Raw genomic sequence first — 18,940 nt, 5'->3', positions numbered from 1 at the left:
TTGTGACGTGACGGGGCGCAGTATAGCTACGGAGGTATTCATGGCAGCGGCCCCAAACCGACGATGCCCCTACACCCGACGGCCTCATCCCGGAAGCTGGAACAATCCGGCCACCATGGACGGTCTGGATCTCATCAAAACATTTCGCGAAGTCGCCTTCCGGCGCAGCTTTTCCCGGGCGGCGATCTCGCTGGGCATGTCGAAAGCCACGGTGAGCCGCTATGTGGCGGAGCTCGAAACCCGCAGCGGCGTGCGGCTGCTCAACCGCTCCACCCGCTCGCTGAGCCTCACCGATGCCGGGCAGGTGCTGCTGGAGCGCAGCACGCAGCTGGTGACGATGGCCGAGAACACGCTCAACGACCTGCAGGCGCATGGCTCGCATCCGCGCGGGCGGCTGCGCATGAGCGCGCCGCACGGGTTGATTGCCGGATGGCTCTCCGACGTGATCGCGGGCTTCATCAAGCTCTACCCCGACGTGTACGTGAGCCTTGTGTTCACCAACGACGACCTCGACCTGATCGAGGAAGGCATCGACATCCACCTGACCGGCGGGCGCATCGACGACATGAACCTGATCGTGCGCCGCCTCGTGCAGTTCGACATGGTGGTGTGCGCTGCGCCTTCCTACTGGGCGCAGCGCGGCATGCCGCAGGTGCCCGAAGACCTGAGCCGCCACGACGTGCTGAGCTTCTCGGCCAAGCAGACGACCAACCTGCCCTTCGAGACCGACGGCGAGCCGTACGAGGTGCCGGTGCACAGCCGCATGGAAGCCAACGATGCCGTCGCGCTGATCGAACTGGCGCTGCGCGGCGTGGGCGTGGCCTACGTGCCGGAGCCGCTGGCGCAGTCGCACCTGGAGCGCGGCGCCCTGGTGCCGGTGCTGCGCGATCACATGCCGCGCGAGCACTGGCTGTACGCTGCCTACTCGCAGCGCCGCCACAACAGCGCCGCGATGCGCGCGATGCTCGACTACCTCGAGCAGTCGATGGACGCGCTCACCGAAGGCCCTGCCCTGCCGCCTCCGATGCCCGTGACGGTGGCACCGCCGCCACCGGTCACATGCGCCCTTTCCAAGGCACAAGGCGCCGCTCGAGCCACCGCATCAGCAGGTCGAAAAGATAGGCCACCACGCCAATGACGACGATGCCCATGATCACGATGTCGGTGCGCAGGAAGTTCGACGCGTTCAGCACCATCTGACCCAGCCCCATGTTGGCCGCGACCATCTCGGCCGCCACCAGCGTGGTCCAGCCGAAGCCGATGGCGATGCGCATGCCCACCAGGATGTCGGGCAGCGCCGAGGGCAGGATCACGTGGCGGATCACCTGCATGTAGCTCGCACCCATCGAGTAAGCCGCGTTGATCTGCTCCTGCGACGCGCTGCGCATGCCCGAGCGGGCGGCCAGCGCCAGCGGCGCGAAGCAGCTCAGAAAGATCAGCAGCACCTTCGGCAGCTCGTCGATGCCGAACCAGATGATGATGAGCGGCAGGTACGCCAGCGGCGGCAGCGGCCTGTAGAACTCCAGCGGCGGATCGAAGATGCCGCGCCAGAAGCGGCTCATGCCCATCGCGATGCCCACCGGAATGGCCGTGGCGCAGGCCAGCAGGAAGGCCGAGAACACACGGAACATGCTCGCCAGGAAATGCTGCCACAGCGGCTTGTCGTTGGCCTGCCCGGTGAGGTATTCGTAGAACTGCTGGAACACCGCCTGCGGCGTGGGCAGGAAGAGCGGCTTCACCCAACCCATGTTCGTGACGAGGAACCACAGCGCCACCAGCGCGATCACCGTGACGATGCTGATCGTCAGGCTGGAGCCCTCGCCCGGCACCTTGAAGGAGCTGGTCTTGAGCTTGGCGCCCGTTGCCGGTGGTGCTGCAGGCGTCGGCGATGCGGCGGGCTTGGAAGGTGTTGGCGTCATGGCGACGGGGGATGCGATCGACACCTCAGGCATGTGCAACCTCGCGATGATGAATGATCGACAAGACTTCTTCACGCATGCGGATGAAACCGGGCTCCGACTTCACCTTGCGCGAATCGCCGTGCGAGAGGTACTGGCGCGAGAACGGCACATCGTCATACACGTGCGAGATGCGCCCCGGGCTCGGGCTCATCACGATCAGCCGGGTGGCGAGGAACAGCGCCTCCTCCACCGAGTGGGTGATGAAGAACACCATCTTGTTCGACTTGGACCAGGCTTGGAGAAGAATCTCCTGCACCTGCTCGCGCGTGAACGCATCGAGCGCGCCCATGGGCTCGTCCATCAGCAGCACGGCCGGGTCGCTCGCCAGTGCGCGCGCAATGCCCACGCGCTGCTGCATGCCGCCCGAGAGCTCGTACACCGCACGATCGGCGTACTTCTGCAGGCCGACGAGACTCAGCTTCTCTTCGGCAATGCGGTCGCGCTCGGCCTTGCCCATGCCGCCGAGCCGAAGGCCCAGCGCCACGTTGTCGCGCACGTTGAGCCAGGGCATCAGCGCGTGCTTCTGGAACACCACGCCGCGGTCGGCACCGGGGCCGGCCACCGGCTTGCCGTCGAGCAGGATCTCGCCGGTCGAAGGCGGCAGGAAGCCCGCGATGCTGTTGAGCAGCGTGGTCTTGCCGCAGCCCGAGGCGCCGAGCGCGACGACGAAATCGCCGTCGTGCATCGTAAGGTTCACCGGCGCCAGCGCTTGGAGCGTGCCGCCCTTGACCGCGTAGTTGACCGTCAGGTCGCGAATGTCGAGCGTGGGCATGTGGTGCCGCTCCGGTTCACTTGCCCATGGCCTTTTCGACGTACGCCGTCGTCACGTAGGCGCTGTAGTCGGGCTTCACCTCCTGCACCCGGCCCTGCTCCTTGAGGAACACGGCCGTGTTCGCCATCGCCTTGGCCGCGCCGCCACCCAGCCACGTGGGCGAGACCTGCTCGGCCATGGTCGGGAACGAATAGAGCGCCATCGCCGGGCCCACGTCCTTCGGGTCGGCCTTGGTCCACTTGGCCATGGCTTTTGTCTGCGGCGAATCGGGTGTCCAGCTCTTGCCCGTGGCCTTGTATTCCTCGTTCGCGCGGTTGAGCGCCTTCACGAACGCGACCATGAAAGCCTCGTTGGCGGCTGCCCACTTGGCGTTCACCACGATGCCCTCGAAGGTGGGCGCGCCGCGCTTGCCGATGCTGCCCGACGTGGCGATGGTCTTGCCCGTGCCCTTGATCTTGGAGAGCACCGGGTCCCAGATGAAGGTCGCGTCGATGTCGCCGCGCTCCCATGCGGCCGCGATCTCCGGCGGGCGCATGTTCATCACGTTCACGCTCTTGGGGTCGACACCGTCCATCTTCATGCCGGCCATCAACTGGTAGTGCGCGGTCGACACGAAGGGCGTGGCTACCTTCTTGCCGGCCAGGTCCTTCATGCTGTTGATGCCCGACGCGTTGCGGGCAATGAGCGCCTCGGCGTTCGCGATGTCGGCCGAGATCCAGAACAGCTTGATGTCCTGCCCCTGGCTCGCTGCGGCGGTCAGCGGGCTGGAGCCGGTCTCACCCATCTGCACGTCGCCTGAAGCCATCGCGCGGATCACGTCGCCGCCGCCGGAGAACATGCGCCAGTTGATCTTGTAGCCCGTGGCTTTCTCGACCTCGCCGGATTCCATGACCAGGCGCAGGGGGACGAGCATGTCCTGGTGGGCGAAGGTGACTTCCTTGGCCTGCTGGGCGTAAGCCGTGCCGCACAGGGCTGACAGCGTGGCGGCGAGAACGGCGAACTGGAGGGGGAGACGGCGGGACATGGTCATCTGGTTGCTCCGGTGGGTGAATTGAATCTCGCCGGACTTTGCACCCATCGGGAGCAGCCAGGAAGTACCAGCGACTGTGTCGGCATGGAGCCAGTCGGTGAGTGAATACCCTTGTTGTGGTGCGTTCTGCACGGGGGAGGTGCACTTTGGAAGTTGGCTTTGCCTCGGTGAGACGCTGCTGGGTGGTTGCTTCCCGAGGCCGGGTCTCGGCCCGGCGGCCGACCTACTTTTCTTTGCTTCGCCAAAGAAACGTAGGCAAAAGAAAGGCGACCCTACTGTCTGCGTCCCTCCGCTTCGCTACGGGCAACCTGCGGTGCTCGACGTAGGAGGGGGTCCGCAGAACTCGCTTCGCTCAAACAGCTGCGGCCCTTATCCCTCCTACGTCTGCGCTCCTCGGCGCAGCCAGAAGGGATCGATCCGCGCCATCGCTTCGCTCGGCTTCTGAGCAGCCTTGGACTGGCCTTCGCTTTGCTCGGCAGGGGCTTCAGGTTCAGAAGCTCTCAATAAAGCAGCAGCGCGCGCCTCAAGCCACTTCAACGCCTTCAGTCCCGGCCCTCAATCCCATTCCAATCCCAGCAGGCGCGAAGCGCCTGCTGGGCACCTGCGGCCGAGCGCAGCGATGGCCCGTTGGTCTCCCCTCCCCTCTGGCTGCGCCGAGGAGCGCAGCGTTTCGCGGATAAGGGCTCGCCCCTGTCTGAGCGAAGCGAGTTTGGGCGAGACCCCGCGAAACGCGAGCACCGCAGGTTGCCCCTTCGCAAAGCGAAGGGGTCGCAGACAGTGGGGTCGCCTTTTCTTTGCCTACTTTCTTTTGGCGAAGCAAAAGAAAGTAGGTCGCCCGCCGGGGCGAGTCCCGGCCTCGAGAAGCAAACCAACTCAGTGAGTAAACCCGCCAAGAGATCGAACTTCACCCCGAGCCAACGCCAACTCCCCCACAGCCAAAGCCAACGCCCGAATCCCCGCCGGAATCTGAGCAGCCGCAATAGAAGACAACCTCAACCGAAAGAACGGACAAGGATAAGGAGGCCGAGCAAAGAACACATCCCCCGCCTCGATCAACACCCCATGGCTTCGAGCCATCAACGCCAGCTCAGTCGCATCCACCCAAGTAGGCGCCTGCACCCATATGGAAGCCCCTCCGGACGGCAGCCGAAACTCGAAATCAGGCAAGTGCTCCCGCAACGCCTGCGCCGCAATGGCCAGCCGCTCCTGCATCGCGTGATTGACGCGCCGTGCATGCGACTCGTGGTGTCCGAGCGAAAGAAACAGCGCATAGGCATGCTGCAGAAAGGCACTCGGATGCCGCACCATCGCATGCCGGATCACCCGCAGCTCCTTGATCAACGCCCGAGGCGCCACGATGAACCCCAGCCGAAGCGCAGGCGAAAGGCTCTTAGAAACAGACCCCACGTAAATCACCCGCCCCGTCTTGTCCAGGCTCTTGAGCGCCGGCATGGGTGTGCCTTCATAAAGGTTCTCAGCCTCGTAGTCGTCCTCGATGATCACGAAGTCCTGCAGCTCCGCCTTGCGCAACAGCCACTGCCGGCGCTCCAGGCTCAGCGTGGCGGTGGTAGGGCTCTGGTGCGAAGGCGTGACGAACAGATAGTCCGCAGCGGGCAGCGCATCGACCACCAGCCCGTCTTCATCCACATCGACCTCCACCCACTTCGGTTGCCGCAGCGAAAAGCTGTTGCGCGCATGCGGATGCCCCGGCTCCTCCAGCCCCACGCGGGTCTGTTCGTCGAAGAGCGCCTCGGCCAGCAGGTAGTAAGCGTGCTGCGCGCCCATGGTCACGAGGATCTCTTCCTTCAGCGCGAACACGCCGCGCTTGGGCAGCAGGCGCGTGCGGATCTGCTCGATGAGATCGGGAACGTCGTCGGTCTCGAAGTCGGGCGTCCAGTGGGGCAGCTGCGAGCGCGCCAGGCTGCGCGCGCAGCATTCGCGGAAGTCTTCGGTGGGGAACAGCTGCGGATCGTAGTTGCCGTAGACGAACGGATACGGATAGTCGCGCCACCGGTCGGGCTTCGACAGCGTGGGTTTGTCGACCAGCGAGCGCAGTACACGGCCCGACCAGTCCGGCGGCTGGCTGGCCTGGCCGCTGCGGCCCACAAGCGGTTCGGCGGGCGCCGCGGTGAGAGGGCGCGCGCCGTGCGCCACGAACACGCCGCTGCGCGGGCGCGCCTCCAGAAAGCCTTCGTCGATCAGTTGCAGGTAGGCCGAGGTGACGGTGTTGCGGCTCAGCCCCAGCAGCGCGGCGAGTTCGCGCGACGAAGGCAGCGGTGCGCCGGGCGCCAGGTGTTCTTCGAGGATGGCCTGCACCACGCTGGCGCGCAGGCGGGCCTGCAGGGGCAGCGCCGGCTGGTCGGGCAGCGCGAAGAGCTGCGCCCATTGGGTTGCTCGCGGATTCGGGGGCATGGTGCGCCGCAGTTTAGGGCAGGCATGCCGATCCGTGGCGCATCCGTGGCGTTCTGGCTCGGTCGAATCTCCGCAACTGGCCCTATCGCGCCGGCACCCCGCTGCCTACTCTTGCCTCCATCGAACTCCCCAGCCTCAGTGCAACCGCCATGCCTTCTTCTTCCGCAACGCCCGCAGTGACCACCGACACCCTCGCCGCCTTCAGCGACGCCTGGAACCGCCACGACATCGACGCGCTGATGAGCTTCATGACGCCCGACTGCATCTTCCAGACCGCCGCCGGCCCTGATGCCTGCGGCACGCGCCACGTCGGCACTGCTGCGGTGCGCACGGCCTTCGCCGCGGCCTGGGCCACGGTGCCGGACGCGCAATGGAAAAACGGCGTGCACTTCGTGCATGGCGACTTCGGCACATCGCAGTGGACCTTCACCGGCACGGCCGCCGACGGCAGCCGCATCGAGACCGACGGCATCGACGTCTTCACCTTCAAGGACGGAAAGATCCACCTGAAGAACGTGTTCCGCAAGGCTCGGCCCAACCTGCCCGCCGCCAAGTGAACCGTTCTACAGCTCTCTTCTTCGACTGGAGCCTTTCATGACCACGACAAGCACTGCGCGCCGCCTGGACGCCAGCGCGGCCAGCATCGACAGCGCGGCGCTCCAGCATCAGCAGCAGCCCAAGGCACCGTCCCGCCCCTACGACCCGCAGTACGACCCGCTTCTGGCCCCCGACCCCGGCGCCGGCCGCGCCTACGCGCCCACCTGGTGGGTAGCGAGCGCCGGAACGCCGCCGGAGGACGACGGCCCGCTCACGCAGGACATCGACGTCGACGTGGCCGTCATCGGCTCGGGCGCGACCGGAATGTCGACAGCGCTGTACCTCGCGCAGGAGCACGGCATACAGGCCACGGTGCTCGAAGCCAACCAGGCAGCCTGGGGCTGCTCCAGCCGCAGTGGCGGCCAGGGGCAGAACGCGAGCGGCCGGCTCAAGCGCTCGCAATGGATCGAGCGCTGGGGCTTCGACACCGCGAAGAAGCTCGACGCCGAGATCCGCAGCGGCTTCGAGAACTTCCGCCACCTCACCACGCAGATCGCCTGCGACGCCTGCGACGGCGGCCATCTCTATCTTGCGCACCGCAAGGAGAAGCTGCCCATCCTCGACGCCGAGGCGCGGCTGATGCGCGAGAAGTTCGGCTACGCCACCCGCATGATGAGCGCGGAGGAAGTGCGGCGCGACTACTGCGATGAGCGCGAGACGGTCGGTGCGCTGTACGAGGCCGAGGGCATCGGCATCCACCCGCTGAAGTTCACCTTCGGCCTGATGCGGCGCGCCCGCGCGCTGGGCGTGAAGGTGCACACATCGAGCCCGGTGCAGGGCTGGCAGACCATCGACGGCGTGCACCACCTGCGCACGCCCGGCGGCGTGGTGCGCGCGCGCCGCGTGGCGGTGTGCACCGGCGGCTACACGGGGCAGGCGCTGAACCCGATGCTGAAGGACCGGATCATGCCTATCCTGTCGAACTCGGTGGTCACGCGCCCGCTGACCGATGCGGAACTGCAGGCCACCAACTTCCGCTCGAAGACATTCCTGACCGACACGCGCACGCTGCGCTTCTACTACCGGCTGCTCGAAGGCAACCGGCTGCAGATCGGCAGCCGCAGCGCGGTGAGCGGTGCCGACGCCGAGGGCGCGGTGCACCTGAAGCTGCTTACCGACGCCATCGCGCGCAAGTTCCCGCCGCTGGCGGGCATCCGCATCGACTACTCGTGGTGGGGCTGGGTCGACATGAGCCACGACATGATGCCGCGCATCACCCAGCCCGATGCGAGCAAGAGCATCTGGTACGCGGTGGGCTACGGCGGCAACGGCGTGTCGTTCTCGACCTGGGCCGGCAAGCGGCTGGCCGAGCGCGTGGCGGGCAAGGACGCCGGCCGGGAGGTGTTCGAGCTTCCCATCTACCACTCGCAGCTGCCCTTTCCCAACGTGCTCGGCGTGGTGGAGTCGCGTGCGTTCGCGCCGTTCAGGCGCATGGGGCAGCGCATGCTCTACAAGTGGTACTGGCTGCGCGACGAGAAATAGAAAACCGGGAAAGCTGAAGAAGGACCGCGTCCGCTCGTGTTGCAATCGCAGCTTTCAACGCGACTCGACGACGCCATGACCTCTTCCCTGTTGATCCGCCCGCCAGTGGCCGCCGACTACGCGGCATGGAAGCCGCTCTGGGACGGCTACAACGCCTTCTACGGCCGAGAGGGCCCGAGCGCCCTAGCCGACGAGATCACGCAGGCCACCTGGCAGCGCTTCTTCGACGCCTACGAACCCGTGCATGCGCTGGTCGCCGAGCGCGACGGGCAACTGGTCGGCCTCACCCACTACCTCTTTCACCGCAGCACCACCCGGCTGGAGCCGACCTGCTACCTGCAGGACCTGTTCACCCTGCCTTCCGAACGCGGCAGGGGCGTCGGCCGCCAGCTGATCAGCGGTGTGTACGAGCGCGTGAAGCTCGCGGGCGGCCATCGCGTGTACTGGCAGACACACGTGACCAACACGGCGGGCCGCACGCTCTACGACAAGGTCGCGACGCACGACGGCTTCATCGTGTACGGCACGCTGGTCTGATCCGCGCTCAGTACTTGATCGTCACACCGGCCTTCACGCCGTTGTTGGCCTTTCCATCCGACTGCACGCCCCCCGAGAACGACACGTTGCCGCCGGTGCTCGCGCCCAGCGAGTACGTGGGCCGGGGCGTGGAGGTGTCGGTGCCGATGTAGGTGCCGCTGCCGTCGGGGCGCTGTACGCCGACGGTGGCGCCGTTGACGGTGGCCGATGTCTCGGTGGGATTGACGTTGGGGGCGACGTAGACGGAGCCCTTCTCGTCGCTGTCTACAGGCAGCTTGATGGGCTCTGCCCTCGCCGCGAAGCCGAGCATGCCCACCAGCGCAGTGGTGGCAAATATCAATCGATGCATTCCGGCGATGTTTGGCGAAGCGGCGGTTGCTGCCCGTAGGACGAAAGGAAATCCGGCGCACGGACCGTGCCGCCGGTTGCCGTCACGAGTTAACTCGTTGTTGACTTGAGTACTTGCGTACTCAAGCTCGAACCTGTGGCAATGGACCCGATCACGCTCTACGATCCATGCACGAAATCGAGCAGGAGAACGTCCCCCATGTCCATCAACGAAGTCGTCATGCCGGAGCAATTGCTGAACGCGCTGGAGGCCCAGAGCCGCACGCCCATCGCGCGCATCGGCGAGGCGCTCATCTCGCTGGGGATGGTCACGCAGGAGCAGCTTCGCGCGGGCCTGGACCGGCAGAAGCTGGACCCGATGGTGCCGCTGGGCGAGACGCTGGTGCGCATGGGCGTGGTGAGCCGGGGCCAGTTGCAGACGGCGCTGGTTCGCAAGATGGGCTATCCGCTGGTCAACCTGCATCTCTATCCGCCGGCGGCCGAGGCGCTGCGCAAGCTGCCGCACGCGGTGGCGCGGCGGCTGCAGGTCATGCCGCTGATGCTGCACGAGGGGCGGCTCATCGTCGCCATCGACGATCCGACCAGTCGGCATTCGGCGCTCGACGAGGTGGAGTTCATCGCGCAGCTGAAGGTCACGCCGGTGGTGGGCCAGTGCCTGGACCTCGACGGCGTGCTGAACGCGGTGTACGAGAAGATCGGCGAGCACACGGGCGCGGCGCCCAACCCCTTCGCGGCCCACTTCGACCCGAGCCAGCCGCTGGACTTCGACGTGGCCGGCACGAGCGAGCTGCTGCAGACGCTGGAGAAGGAAGTCGCCGCGCCGCCGGCGGCAAGCGAGGCGCCCATCGAGCAGTCGGACAACTCGCTGGTGCGCATGATCAACAGCATGATCATCGAGGCGCACCGCGAGGGCGTCTCCGACATCCACATCGAGAGCTACCCGGGCCAGGAAAAGACCCGCATCCGCTTCCGGCGCGACGGCCTGCTCTACACCTACCTGGAGCTGCCGCCGAGCTACCGCAACGCGATCGTCGCGCGCGTGAAGATCATGTGCGACCTCGACATCAGCGAGAAGCGCAATCCGCAGGACGGCAAGATCAACTTCGCGAAGTACTCGCCACAGCACCGCATCGAGCTGCGCGTGGCGACCATTCCCACCAACAACGGCCTCGAAGACGTGGTGATGCGCATCCTGGCGTCGGCCAAGCCCATTCCGATGGACCGGCTGGGCCTGTCGCCCGACAACCTCGCGCAGCTGACGAAGGCGGTCGAGCGCCCCTACGGCATGGTGCTGTGCGTGGGCCCCACGGGCTCGGGCAAGACCACCACGCTGCACTCGGCGCTGATGCACATCAACACGCCCGAGCGCAAGATCTGGACCGCGGAAGATCCGGTGGAAATCACGCAGGCCGGGCTGCGGCAGGTGCAGATCAACCCGCGCATCGACTGGACCTTCGCCAAGGCGCTGCGCGCCTTCGTGCGCGCCGACCCGGACGTGATCATGGTCGGCGAGATCCGCGACGAGGAAACCGCCAAGACCGCCATCGAGGCCTCGCTGACAGGCCATCTGGTGCTCTCGACCCTGCACACCAACAGCGCGCCCGAGACCGTCACCCGCCTGCTGGACATGGGCATGGACCCGTTCAATTTCGCCGACTCGCTGCTGGCCGTGCTCGCCCAGCGGCTGGTGCGCCGCCTGTGCACGCAGTGCACCACCGGCACGCCCGCGAGCCCCGAGGCTGTAGAGGAACTGCTGGACGACTACATGCACGCCTTCGGCCCCGAGCAGCAGCGCGACGCGGCCCAGCGCCAGGCGGTGCTGGCCGGCTGGGTGCAGCGCCATGGCCGCGACGGGCGGCTGCACACCTACACCAGCAAGGGCTGCAAGCACTGCGGCGACACCGGTTTCAAGGGCCGCGTGGGCATCCACGAGCTGATGAGCATGTCGAAGACGCTGCGGCGGCTGGTGCAGACCGGCGCGCGCGCCGAGGAACTCCAGCAGGCCGCGTTGCAGGAAGGCATGCGCACGCTGCGCCAGGACGGCATCGAGAAGGTGCTGGCCGGGCAGACCAGCATCGAGGAAGTGCGCGCGACCAGCAACGCCTAGGCGGCCAGCCGGCGCTGCCCCGTATCCCCGCCCGGCGCGGTCACCCGGCGCAGGCGGCGCCTTGCTGCGCCGGGTACTCCATCTCCAGCATCACCCAGTCGCGCCGCGCATCGCCGTGGCGGCCGGCGATCTCGCACAGCGTGCGGTCGAGCTGCGGCACCGGCTTGAGCGTGGCCGACAGGGGCAGCCGGGGCGCGTCGTCGCCGGCGGCGGGCCGGGCCAGCAGCACCAGTCCGCTGCGCAGCCTGACCGGCCCCGAAGTCGACACGGCCTCGACACGCACGCGCCCCGTGCGCTCCCACGCATCCGTGGCGAGCGCGAGCGAGACATCGTCCATGCCGTCGCGCACCTCGACGCTCCAGCGCTCGACGCGCCAGAACGCGGCCTTGTTGAGCAGGTAGGCGAAGCGCTTGCCGGCATCGAGGCCGAAGGGCGTGCTGTCGTGCACCGGGCTCCACGAGGCCACGCCCAGTTCGGCCGCGAGTGCGGAGGCCTTCTCGCGTCCGCCGATGGCCTCCACCAGCGCCAGCATCGTGGGCACCGACGCGGTGATGCCGGTGGTGGTGGCCACGCCGCGGTCCACCACGTAGCGCCGGTGCGGCAAGTGCGTCGAGCCAGCATGGCGCTTCAGCAGCGTGCCGCGGTCGTACCAGTGGCCCGCGAAGCGCCGGCCGTCGAGCAGGCCGGCCTGCCCCACCACAAGCGCGCCGGAACACACGCCGATCACCCGCGCGCCCTGCTGCGACTGCCGCCGCAGCCAGGCGGTGATCTCGGGCGCATCGTCCTTCATCATCGCGGGGACGATCACGTAGTCGGCACCGGCGGGATGCGTGCGGTCGAAGCCGGCGAAGTCCTGCGCGCCGTCCACCTGCAGCGCGGGAAACAGGTCGACGCGGCCGGCGCGCGGAGCCACGATGCGCACGTCGGCGATGTCGGCACGCCCGAGCACCGCGTGCGGCAGGAGCAGGTCGGTCATTTCGGTGCCGTCGTTGGACGCGAGCACGGCGATCACCGGCCGGCTGCCGCCCGGGCTGCGAGGCTTCATCGCATCGACGAAGGCCTGCTGGTCGCGCTGGAGCGTGGCCGCATCGTCGCGCGGCGGTGGCGGCAGCGGCGCGCCGGAGGAGCAGCCCGCCAGAACGAGCACCGCCATGCCGGCGGCAACCAGCGCGCGTGAAAATGACCCCGTGAACATCGCCGTTCCTCCATGGCTGCAAGCAATGCCCTGAGACTACGAATGCCCACCCTGCCCCACAAGGACGAAGAAGCCGCTGTTTCTGCCAGCCATGGCGCCGGCGGCGCGGTGGTGCTGCTCGCCTTCGATGGCGTCGAGGCCATCGACATCGCCGGCCCGGCCAGCGTCTTCAGCAAGGCCGAGCAGATGCGCCCCGGCACTTATCGGCTGCACATCGCGTCGCCCGCGGGCGGCAGCGTGCCCACCAACGGCGGCCTGAGCTTCGCGGGCACGCTGGCGCTGCGCGAACTGCCAGCCGCGATCGACACGCTGATCGTGGCCGGCGGCGACGAGCCCTCGGTGCGCTCTGCCATCCTCGAACAGAAGGTGAGCGAATGGATCGCCGAGGTCGCGCCGCGCGTGCGCCGCGTGGGCAGCGTATGCACCGGAGCCTTCGCGCTCGCAGCCGCCGGCCTGCTCGACGGGCGCGAGGCCACCACGCACTGGAGCGCCTGCGACATGCTGCAGCAGCTGCGCCCGGGGGTGCGCGTGCAGCGCGAGCGAATCTACGTGCAGGACGGCCCGATGTGGACCTCCGCCGGCGTCACCACCGGCATCGAGCTGGCGCTGGCCCTCGTGGAAGACGACCTGGGCCATGCAGTGTCGATGGACATCGCCCGCACGCTGGCGCTGCCGATGCTGCGCGGCGGCGAGCAGCCGCAACTGAGCCAGGCACTGGAGGCACAGGCCACGGCGAGCCATCGGCTGCGCGAGCTGGTCGCGTGGATACGCACGCATCCGCAGGAAGACCTCTCGGTCGAGGCGATGGCAGGGCGCGTGCAGATGAGCCCGCGCAATTTCGCGCGCGCCTTCGCCACCCAGACCGGCTGCACGCCCGCGCGCTTCGTCGAGCAGACCCGCGTGGCCGCCGCCGCGCAACTGCTGCGGCAGACGGGCTGGACGCAGGAGAAGATCGCCAACCGCAGCGGCTTCCGCTCGGTGGATGCGCTGCAGCGCGCGTTCGCGCGCCAGCACGGGGTGACGCCGCAAGGCTATCGCGACGAGGGCGCCCGCGCGGGGCGCTGAGCAGTCCGATCGCGGCGGCCGCCCTTCGCATTCCCGCCGAACGACAGCCCGGCAGGCGAAGGCTCATGAACGGCCCCGAAAGGGCCGGATTTACCAGTTCTCGGGGATGGCGGCACTGGAAACAAAAACACACACTCGTGCAGTTTTTTTGTCTATCTGCCGTTTCAGCGAAGGAGGAACTCATGACCATTCAGCCCAAACACGTATTCAGAAGCCTGCAGGCCGCCGCATTGCTCGCCATCGGAAGCGCCCACGCGGCAGGCTATGTGGCCGGCGCACCGGGCAACCCGGGGCCCAACCAGCCAGGCTGGACGAGTTCCAGCGGCGGTGCCGCCGCCACGGTCCAGGGTGACGGCGCCACCGCCATCGGCGCGGGCGGCGGCGGCAGCAACGGAACCGCCGGCGGAAGCGGCGGCATAGGCGGAGCCGGCGCCAGCGCGAGCGCGAACGGCGCGACGGCCATCGGCGGCGGCGGCACTGCCGGCCAGGGCTTCGCGGGTGGCACGGGCGGCGCCGGCGGCAGCGGCGCGCAGGCTTCGGCCAGCGGTGCCATCGCGGTCGGCGCGGGAGGCCAGGGCGCGGAAGGCTGCTGCGGCTTCCCCGGCACGGCCGGCGGCAGCGGCGCACAGGCATCGGGCACCTCGGCGGTCGCCATCGGCAGCGCATCGGGCACCACCCGGGGCGCGGTGGCATCGGGCAACGGCAGCACGGCGATCGGCGGCGCCTACAACGGTTCCGCCGGCGCGTCGGCACTGGCCACCGGCGGCGTGGCCATCGGCTCGGGCAGCCAGGTCGCGGCCGGCGCTGCCAACAGCATCGCCATCGGCGCCAACTCGGTCGCCACCGCGGCGAACACGGTTTCCTTCGGCTCGGCGGGCCAGACGCGCACCCTCGTCAACGTGAGCGCGGGCGCGGTGAACGCCACCAGCACCGACGCAGTCAACGGCAGCCAGCTCCACACCGTGCAGCAGACCTCCGACACCGCCCTGGGCCTCGCCCAGAACTCGGCGCAGTACGGCGCCGGCGGCACCGCGCTGCAGCTCAACGCCAACGGCGGCGCGGGCACCACCATCAACAACGTGGCCGCCGGCCAGGCGAGCAGCGACGCGGCCAACGTCGGCCAGGTGCAGCAGGCGCAGCAGACGGCCGTCACCACCGCCAACAACTTCACCGTGCAGCAGGTCAGCGCGCTGCAGTCGCTGATGAACCAGGCCCTGTCCAGCGGCGTGTGCGCGGTGAGCGCAAGCGGCTCGGTGGCCTGCGGCCCTGGCGCGGGCGCCAGCGGCGCGGGCAGCACCTCGATGGGCACCAACGCGCAGGCCAGCGGCGAGAACACCGTGGCCGTCGGCAACGGCGCGCAGGCCAACCATGCGGGCTCGGTCGCCATCGGCGCGGGCGCGAAGGCGCTGGCCGACCCGACCACCGCCGTCGGCAACAACGCCGTGGCCACCGGCAACAACGCCGTCGCGCTGGGCGCCAACACGCTGGCCAGCGGCAACAACGCGGTGGCGCTGGGCCAGGGCTCCGTGGCCGACCGGGACAACACCGTGTCGGTCGGCAACGCAGCCACCAACCAGTTGCGCGGCATCGCGAATGTCGCGCCCGGCCTGCTGGCCACCGACGCCGTCAACCTCGGCCAGCTGCAGCAGGCGGTGGCCAACGCGACCAGCCAGGCGAACGCCTTCGCCGCGCAGGGCGTCGCGGCGGCGCTGGCCATGCCGTCGATGCCGACATTGGCTGCAGGGAAGAAATGGATGGGCGCCGCCGTGGGGAACTACGCGGGCGCGTCGGGGGTGGGCGTGGCCTTCGGCTATCAGGTCAGCGACAACCTGAACCTGGGCGTGGGGGTTTCGACGGCTACGAGCAGCGGGAACGGGAGCAGGGTTGCCGCGCGGCTGCAGGCGGGGTATGCGTGGTGAGGCGCGGGTGCGGCATCGGTTGGTCGTGGGCCTGCGGCTTCAGCGAACGACGAATGCCGCATTGGCCAGCACATAGCCGACGGGCGTGAACACGCCGCCTCCCACGTATTGCAGCTCCAGCGAGTCCTGTTGCCCTCCGGAAATCGACCCGGCCGTGCCGAGGGTGGTCGAAGTGCGACGCGTGCCGAGCTGGATGGCCGAGCCCGCCTTGGCGGCGGCCACCTTCAGGCCGTCGGTGCTGCTCGCGACCGCAGTCCAGCTACCGCCGTCGCTGGTCGCGCGCCAGGTCCGGCCGCTGTCGCTGGACTCGTACAGGCGGCCACCGCTGGTGGCGGCCACGACGTAGCGGCCGTCGGCGGACGTGGCAATGCCTCGCCAATCACGGCTGACGGTCTGCGCTTCCCATGTGGCACCCGAATCGGTGGAGAGCCAGATCGCGCCCGTGTCCACGGTGGCGTACAGGGTGCTGCCGTCCGCCGATGCCGCCACCGACCACCAGAACTGGCCGCTCGCGCGCGCGGCCCAGCTCACGCCATAGTCGGTCGAGACAAACAGCTGGGAGCCATTGGTGGCCGCCACCAGAACCCGTCCATCGGCCGAAGAGGCCACGGCGCGCCAGGCGCGGCTCGACTCACGCGCCGTCCAACTGCCACCGCCGTCCGCCGAGGTCCAGATCTGCCCGAGGTAGGCGGTCGCGACCAAGCGCGACCCGTCGGCGGAACTGGCCACCGCGCTCCAGGCCCGGGACGATCCGTCGTTGGTCCAGTTGAGGCCGCCATCGGCCGAGCGGTAAAGCGCACCGCCGTTGGATGCAGCGATCAGCGACAGGCCATCGCTGGAAGAAGCGATCCCACTCCAGGGCTGTCCCATGAGGCGCGGGATCCAGGTCGCACCGGAATCATCCGAGGTGTACAGCTCGCCGCTGCTGGATACTGCCGCCAGGCGGGTGGCATCGGCTGAAGAGGCCAGGCCGCTCCAGTTAACGGCGGGCGCCACCGCGCGCCAGTCGAAGTCCGTTCCGCCGGGCAGGCCGCGCGTGTCGATGCGCTGCCCCGCGTTCTGCGCGATGGTCCACCCGCCGCTGCCCACACCCACCACCTTGATCCAATCGCCCACCGTGGGCGCGGGCGGCAGCGTGAGCGTGACGCCGGTGCTCGAATTCGCCTGATAGCCGGTGTTCGACTCGGTCTGGAAACTCGAGGCGGTGACGCTGACCCAGCGCGTGTCGGCCGGCGCGGCCGCGCACACGTAGGCCGTGGCCGTGACCTCCGCGGCGTCGAGCACGCCGTTGGCGTTCAGGTCCAGCCCGGACTGCACTCGTTGACCGCCATAGGCGCAGGTGCCGCCCGGTGCTTCGGCGGCGAATGCGAGCAGGCTGTCGCGGCCATTCGACCCTACAGCACCCGCTGCGCCGGTGGCGCCCGGCGCACCGCCGCAGACGTATGCAGAACTCGTCACCTCCGCATCCTCGAGCACCTCATTGCGGTTCAGGTCCTTGCCGGCCAGCACCTGCGAGCCGCCCTGCGCGCAGTTGCTGCCGGCAGGCTCGGCCCGCATGCGCACCAGCGTGCTGAGGCCATCCGCCCCGGCGGTGGCGTTGCAGATGTACTGGGTGGACGTGACTTCGCTGTCCGCGAGCACGTGATCGTTGTCGGCGTCCAGGCCAGCCTCGACGCGTGCACCGCCCAGGGTGCAGTTGCCGCCGACCGCCTCCGGCTTGATGCGCATCAGGACGGTGGATTCGCCGGACGTGCCGCCGGGCGCAGGCGCGGCGGGCTGCTGCGCGGGGGGAACGAAGAATGCCCCGCTGCCCGCACCGCCTCCGCCACCGCCTCCGCCACCGCCACAAGCGGCCAACGCCACAGCGGAAATCAGGCCTGCGGCCAGGCGGGCATTGCGAACGCAGAAGCAGGCAAGTCTGGACGAGGGCATGAGCGGGCGCGGTGAATGTACGAAGGCGCGATTTGGGTTGCACCGGCGAAGTGAAACGCAACGCATTGTAAGAAACTGCCGCACAAAGTCACATCTCGACAAGCCGGTAGCAGGCGTACAGAGACGTCGGCCGGCATGCCAGGAGCCCGGAACGAGGCGCTCGTTGCAACAGAACCCGCTTTTTTGCCGCTGAATGGACAGGTCACGCGCCGCCGCCGGCTGCCCCCGCGTTCTCGATCAGGGCAGGTGCTTGCGCCCTCGCACGCTCTCCCGCGTCGGCCCGAAGGAGCCGAAACGAACCGGCAGGCCGCTGAGCGCCTCTGCGTGCTCCACCCACGCGTGCGGCGTGGCGATGAAATGCGGCTCGTAGATCGGCTCGGCGCTTTGCAGCAACTGCGTCAGCGCCTGCTGGTGATCGAGGTCCCGCACGCCGCCCAGGGGCAGCGAAGCGATCCGCCCCGCATCGTCCGTACGATAGCCCGCGCACCATCGCAAACCTGCCCTCTCGATGGCATCCAGGTGACTCACCGCCAGCCCGTCGAGCGTTCCGACCACATCGAGCGCATAGCGCAGCAGCACCGCATCGGGGTGCCCCCTGCGGAATGCGCCCTGCCAGCCTTCGTCGGCGTTGTGCGGTTCGGCCAGCCGCGCATCGAGCATGCGGTCGTGCGTGGGCAGCGGGCCCGGGCCGTGGCGCGTGAGGTAGCTGCGCAGCACGCCCAGATGCTGGACGGGGGCGTCGATGCCGGCATCGTGCAGCACGGCTTCGACGGCGGCGGTCGAGATGGTGCTCCAGGTGGTGTGCGGATGGAAGCCGTGCCATTCGTCGAGCAGCACGCCCTGGGCGCCCTCGAAGATCACGGTGCCGGACCGCGCGAGGCGTTCGGCGATGCGGTCGATGCTCGCGGGCGGCGATTGCGCCACGCATGGTGCGGCGGCTTCGAGCCAGCGGCGCGCAAGCGTGTCGTCGCGCAGCATGGCGATTTCCTGCGCGGCATGGGCGTGCCGCAGCGCCGGGCTGGCCGCGAACTCGTGCAGAAGCGCGGTGCGCAGCGCTTCGATCTTTTCGAATGCACGTGCAGGATCGCGCAGATCGCCATAGCGCAGCGCTTCATCGGGCGAGGCCAGCGCCTGCCGCGCGGTCTCGCCCACGCCGACGCCGCAGCTGCCGTGCGCGGCCTCGCCCCGTTCCAATTCGCGCAGGCGGCCTGCGGCCTGGTGGAACGGCGTGGTCACGCGGCAGCGCGCGTCGACGAGCAGCCGCCCGAAGGCGTCTTCCACGCCGACCCGGCGCAGCGCGGCTTCCTCCACGCGCAGCGCCGTGGGGTGCACGACCACCGGGCTCGCAAGTACGGTGCCCACGCCCGCATGGAAGCTGCCGGCGCCGAACTGCGAGAAGGTGTGGTGCCGCCCGTCGGCCAGCACGACGTTGTGCCCGGCCTGTGCGCCGCCGTTGAAGCGCACCACGGTGTGGGCGTCCAGCGCGCCGCCGAGGTGGTCGGTGAAGAGCCCCTTGCCGCAGTCCCCGAAGCCGAGGCCCAGCAGCGAGACGTAGTGCGTACGAGCGTGCGCCGTCACACGGC

Annotated in this window: 15 protein-coding genes; 7 read left to right on the top strand and 8 right to left on the bottom strand. The window is 68.7% G+C overall.

The window, feature by feature from the left end:
* The first annotated feature begins 115 nt into the window (after window positions 1-115).
* Window positions 116-1,138, top strand: a complete 1,023-nt coding sequence (locus tag ACAM57_RS08630; protein WP_184641582.1) for a LysR family transcriptional regulator — start codon at window positions 116-118, stop codon at window positions 1,136-1,138.
* Here ACAM57_RS08630 and ACAM57_RS08625 read toward each other — a convergent pair.
* The 4 genes from ACAM57_RS08625 to ACAM57_RS08610 all read right to left on the bottom strand — a co-directional run bounded on the left by ACAM57_RS08625 (window position 1,056) and on the right by ACAM57_RS08610 (window position 6,175).
* The gene (locus tag ACAM57_RS08625) at window positions 1,056-1,919 is read right to left on the bottom strand and encodes an ABC transporter permease subunit (protein ID WP_240650776.1); all 864 of its coding nucleotides are present in this window, start codon (window positions 1,917-1,919) and stop codon (window positions 1,056-1,058) included. The genes ACAM57_RS08630 and ACAM57_RS08625 overlap by 83 nt on opposite strands.
* 25 nt (window positions 1,920-1,944) lie before the next feature.
* Window positions 1,945-2,733, bottom strand: a complete 789-nt coding sequence (locus ACAM57_RS08620; RefSeq protein WP_369661350.1) for a taurine ABC transporter ATP-binding protein — start codon at window positions 2,731-2,733, stop codon at window positions 1,945-1,947.
* A 16-nt stretch (window positions 2,734-2,749) separates the two neighbouring features.
* Window positions 2,750-3,763, bottom strand: coding sequence for a taurine ABC transporter substrate-binding protein (gene tauA, locus ACAM57_RS08615; protein ID WP_369661349.1), 1,014 nt, complete (start codon window positions 3,761-3,763; stop codon window positions 2,750-2,752).
* 873 nt (window positions 3,764-4,636) lie between these two features.
* A complete protein-coding gene (locus ACAM57_RS08610; RefSeq protein WP_126024396.1) occupies window positions 4,637-6,175 on the bottom strand; it encodes a PLP-dependent aminotransferase family protein in 1,539 nt (512 codons plus the stop codon).
* A gap of 149 nt (window positions 6,176-6,324) precedes the next feature.
* Here ACAM57_RS08610 and ACAM57_RS08605 point away from each other — a divergent pair, with 149 nt between their 5' ends.
* From ACAM57_RS08605 to ACAM57_RS08595, 3 genes are all read left to right on the top strand, one after another.
* A complete protein-coding gene (locus ACAM57_RS08605; RefSeq protein WP_369661348.1) occupies window positions 6,325-6,732 on the top strand; it encodes a nuclear transport factor 2 family protein in 408 nt (135 codons plus the stop codon).
* Between the two features lie 37 nt (window positions 6,733-6,769).
* Window positions 6,770-8,254: an NAD(P)/FAD-dependent oxidoreductase gene (locus ACAM57_RS08600; protein WP_369661347.1), complete on the top strand. Its 1,485-nt coding sequence runs from the start codon at window positions 6,770-6,772 to the stop codon at window positions 8,252-8,254.
* Between the two features lie 75 nt (window positions 8,255-8,329).
* A complete protein-coding gene (locus ACAM57_RS08595) occupies window positions 8,330-8,791 on the top strand; it encodes an N-acetyltransferase family protein (RefSeq protein WP_369661346.1) in 462 nt (153 codons plus the stop codon).
* Between the two features lie 7 nt (window positions 8,792-8,798).
* Here the strand turns inward: ACAM57_RS08595 and ACAM57_RS08590 are convergent, their stop codons facing one another.
* Entirely contained in the window at window positions 8,799-9,140 is a 342-nt protein-coding gene (locus ACAM57_RS08590) for a hypothetical protein (RefSeq protein ID WP_184641576.1), read from the bottom strand.
* A gap of 198 nt (window positions 9,141-9,338) precedes the next feature.
* On the opposite strand from ACAM57_RS08590, the gene ACAM57_RS08585 reads away from it, so the two are divergent.
* The gene (locus ACAM57_RS08585) at window positions 9,339-11,246 is read left to right on the top strand and encodes a GspE/PulE family protein (RefSeq protein ID WP_369661345.1); all 1,908 of its coding nucleotides are present in this window, start codon (window positions 9,339-9,341) and stop codon (window positions 11,244-11,246) included.
* Window positions 11,247-11,286: 40 nt separating this feature from the next.
* Here ACAM57_RS08585 and ACAM57_RS08580 read toward each other — a convergent pair whose 3' ends face one another.
* Window positions 11,287-12,441 carry a DJ-1/PfpI family protein gene (locus tag ACAM57_RS08580; RefSeq protein WP_369661344.1) on the bottom strand — a complete coding sequence of 385 codons (1,155 nt, stop codon included), beginning with the start codon at window positions 12,439-12,441 and terminating at the stop codon, window positions 11,287-11,289.
* Between the two features lie 42 nt (window positions 12,442-12,483).
* On the opposite strand from ACAM57_RS08580, the gene ACAM57_RS08575 reads away from it, so the two are divergent.
* Together ACAM57_RS08575 and ACAM57_RS08570 are read left to right on the top strand one after the other, a co-directional pair.
* On the top strand, window positions 12,484-13,506 hold the full coding sequence (locus ACAM57_RS08575) for a GlxA family transcriptional regulator (protein ID WP_369661343.1): 1,023 nt from the start codon (window positions 12,484-12,486) through the stop codon (window positions 13,504-13,506).
* A 182-nt stretch (window positions 13,507-13,688) separates the two neighbouring features.
* Complete coding sequence (locus ACAM57_RS08570; RefSeq protein ID WP_369661342.1) at window positions 13,689-15,425, top strand: YadA family autotransporter adhesin; 1,737 nt, start codon at window positions 13,689-13,691, stop codon at window positions 15,423-15,425.
* Window positions 15,426-15,464: 39 nt separating this feature from the next.
* Here ACAM57_RS08570 and ACAM57_RS08565 read toward each other — a convergent pair whose 3' ends face one another.
* Together ACAM57_RS08565 and ACAM57_RS08560 are read right to left on the bottom strand one after the other, a co-directional pair.
* Window positions 15,465-17,357, bottom strand: a complete 1,893-nt coding sequence (locus ACAM57_RS08565; protein WP_369661341.1) for a WD40/YVTN/BNR-like repeat-containing protein — start codon at window positions 17,355-17,357, stop codon at window positions 15,465-15,467.
* A gap of 237 nt (window positions 17,358-17,594) precedes the next feature.
* Window positions 17,595-18,935, bottom strand: coding sequence for an adenylosuccinate synthetase (locus tag ACAM57_RS08560; protein ID WP_369661340.1), 1,341 nt, complete (start codon window positions 18,933-18,935; stop codon window positions 17,595-17,597).
* Window positions 18,936-18,940 lie beyond the last annotated feature (5 nt).

It is taken from the genome of Variovorax sp. V15, from assembly GCF_041154425.1.
GTDB classification, from domain to species: domain Bacteria; phylum Pseudomonadota; class Gammaproteobacteria; order Burkholderiales; family Burkholderiaceae_C; genus Variovorax; species Variovorax guangxiensis.
The sequence above is the reverse complement of the archived record's forward strand: the minus strand, read 5'-3'. Positions and strand labels throughout refer to the sequence as shown.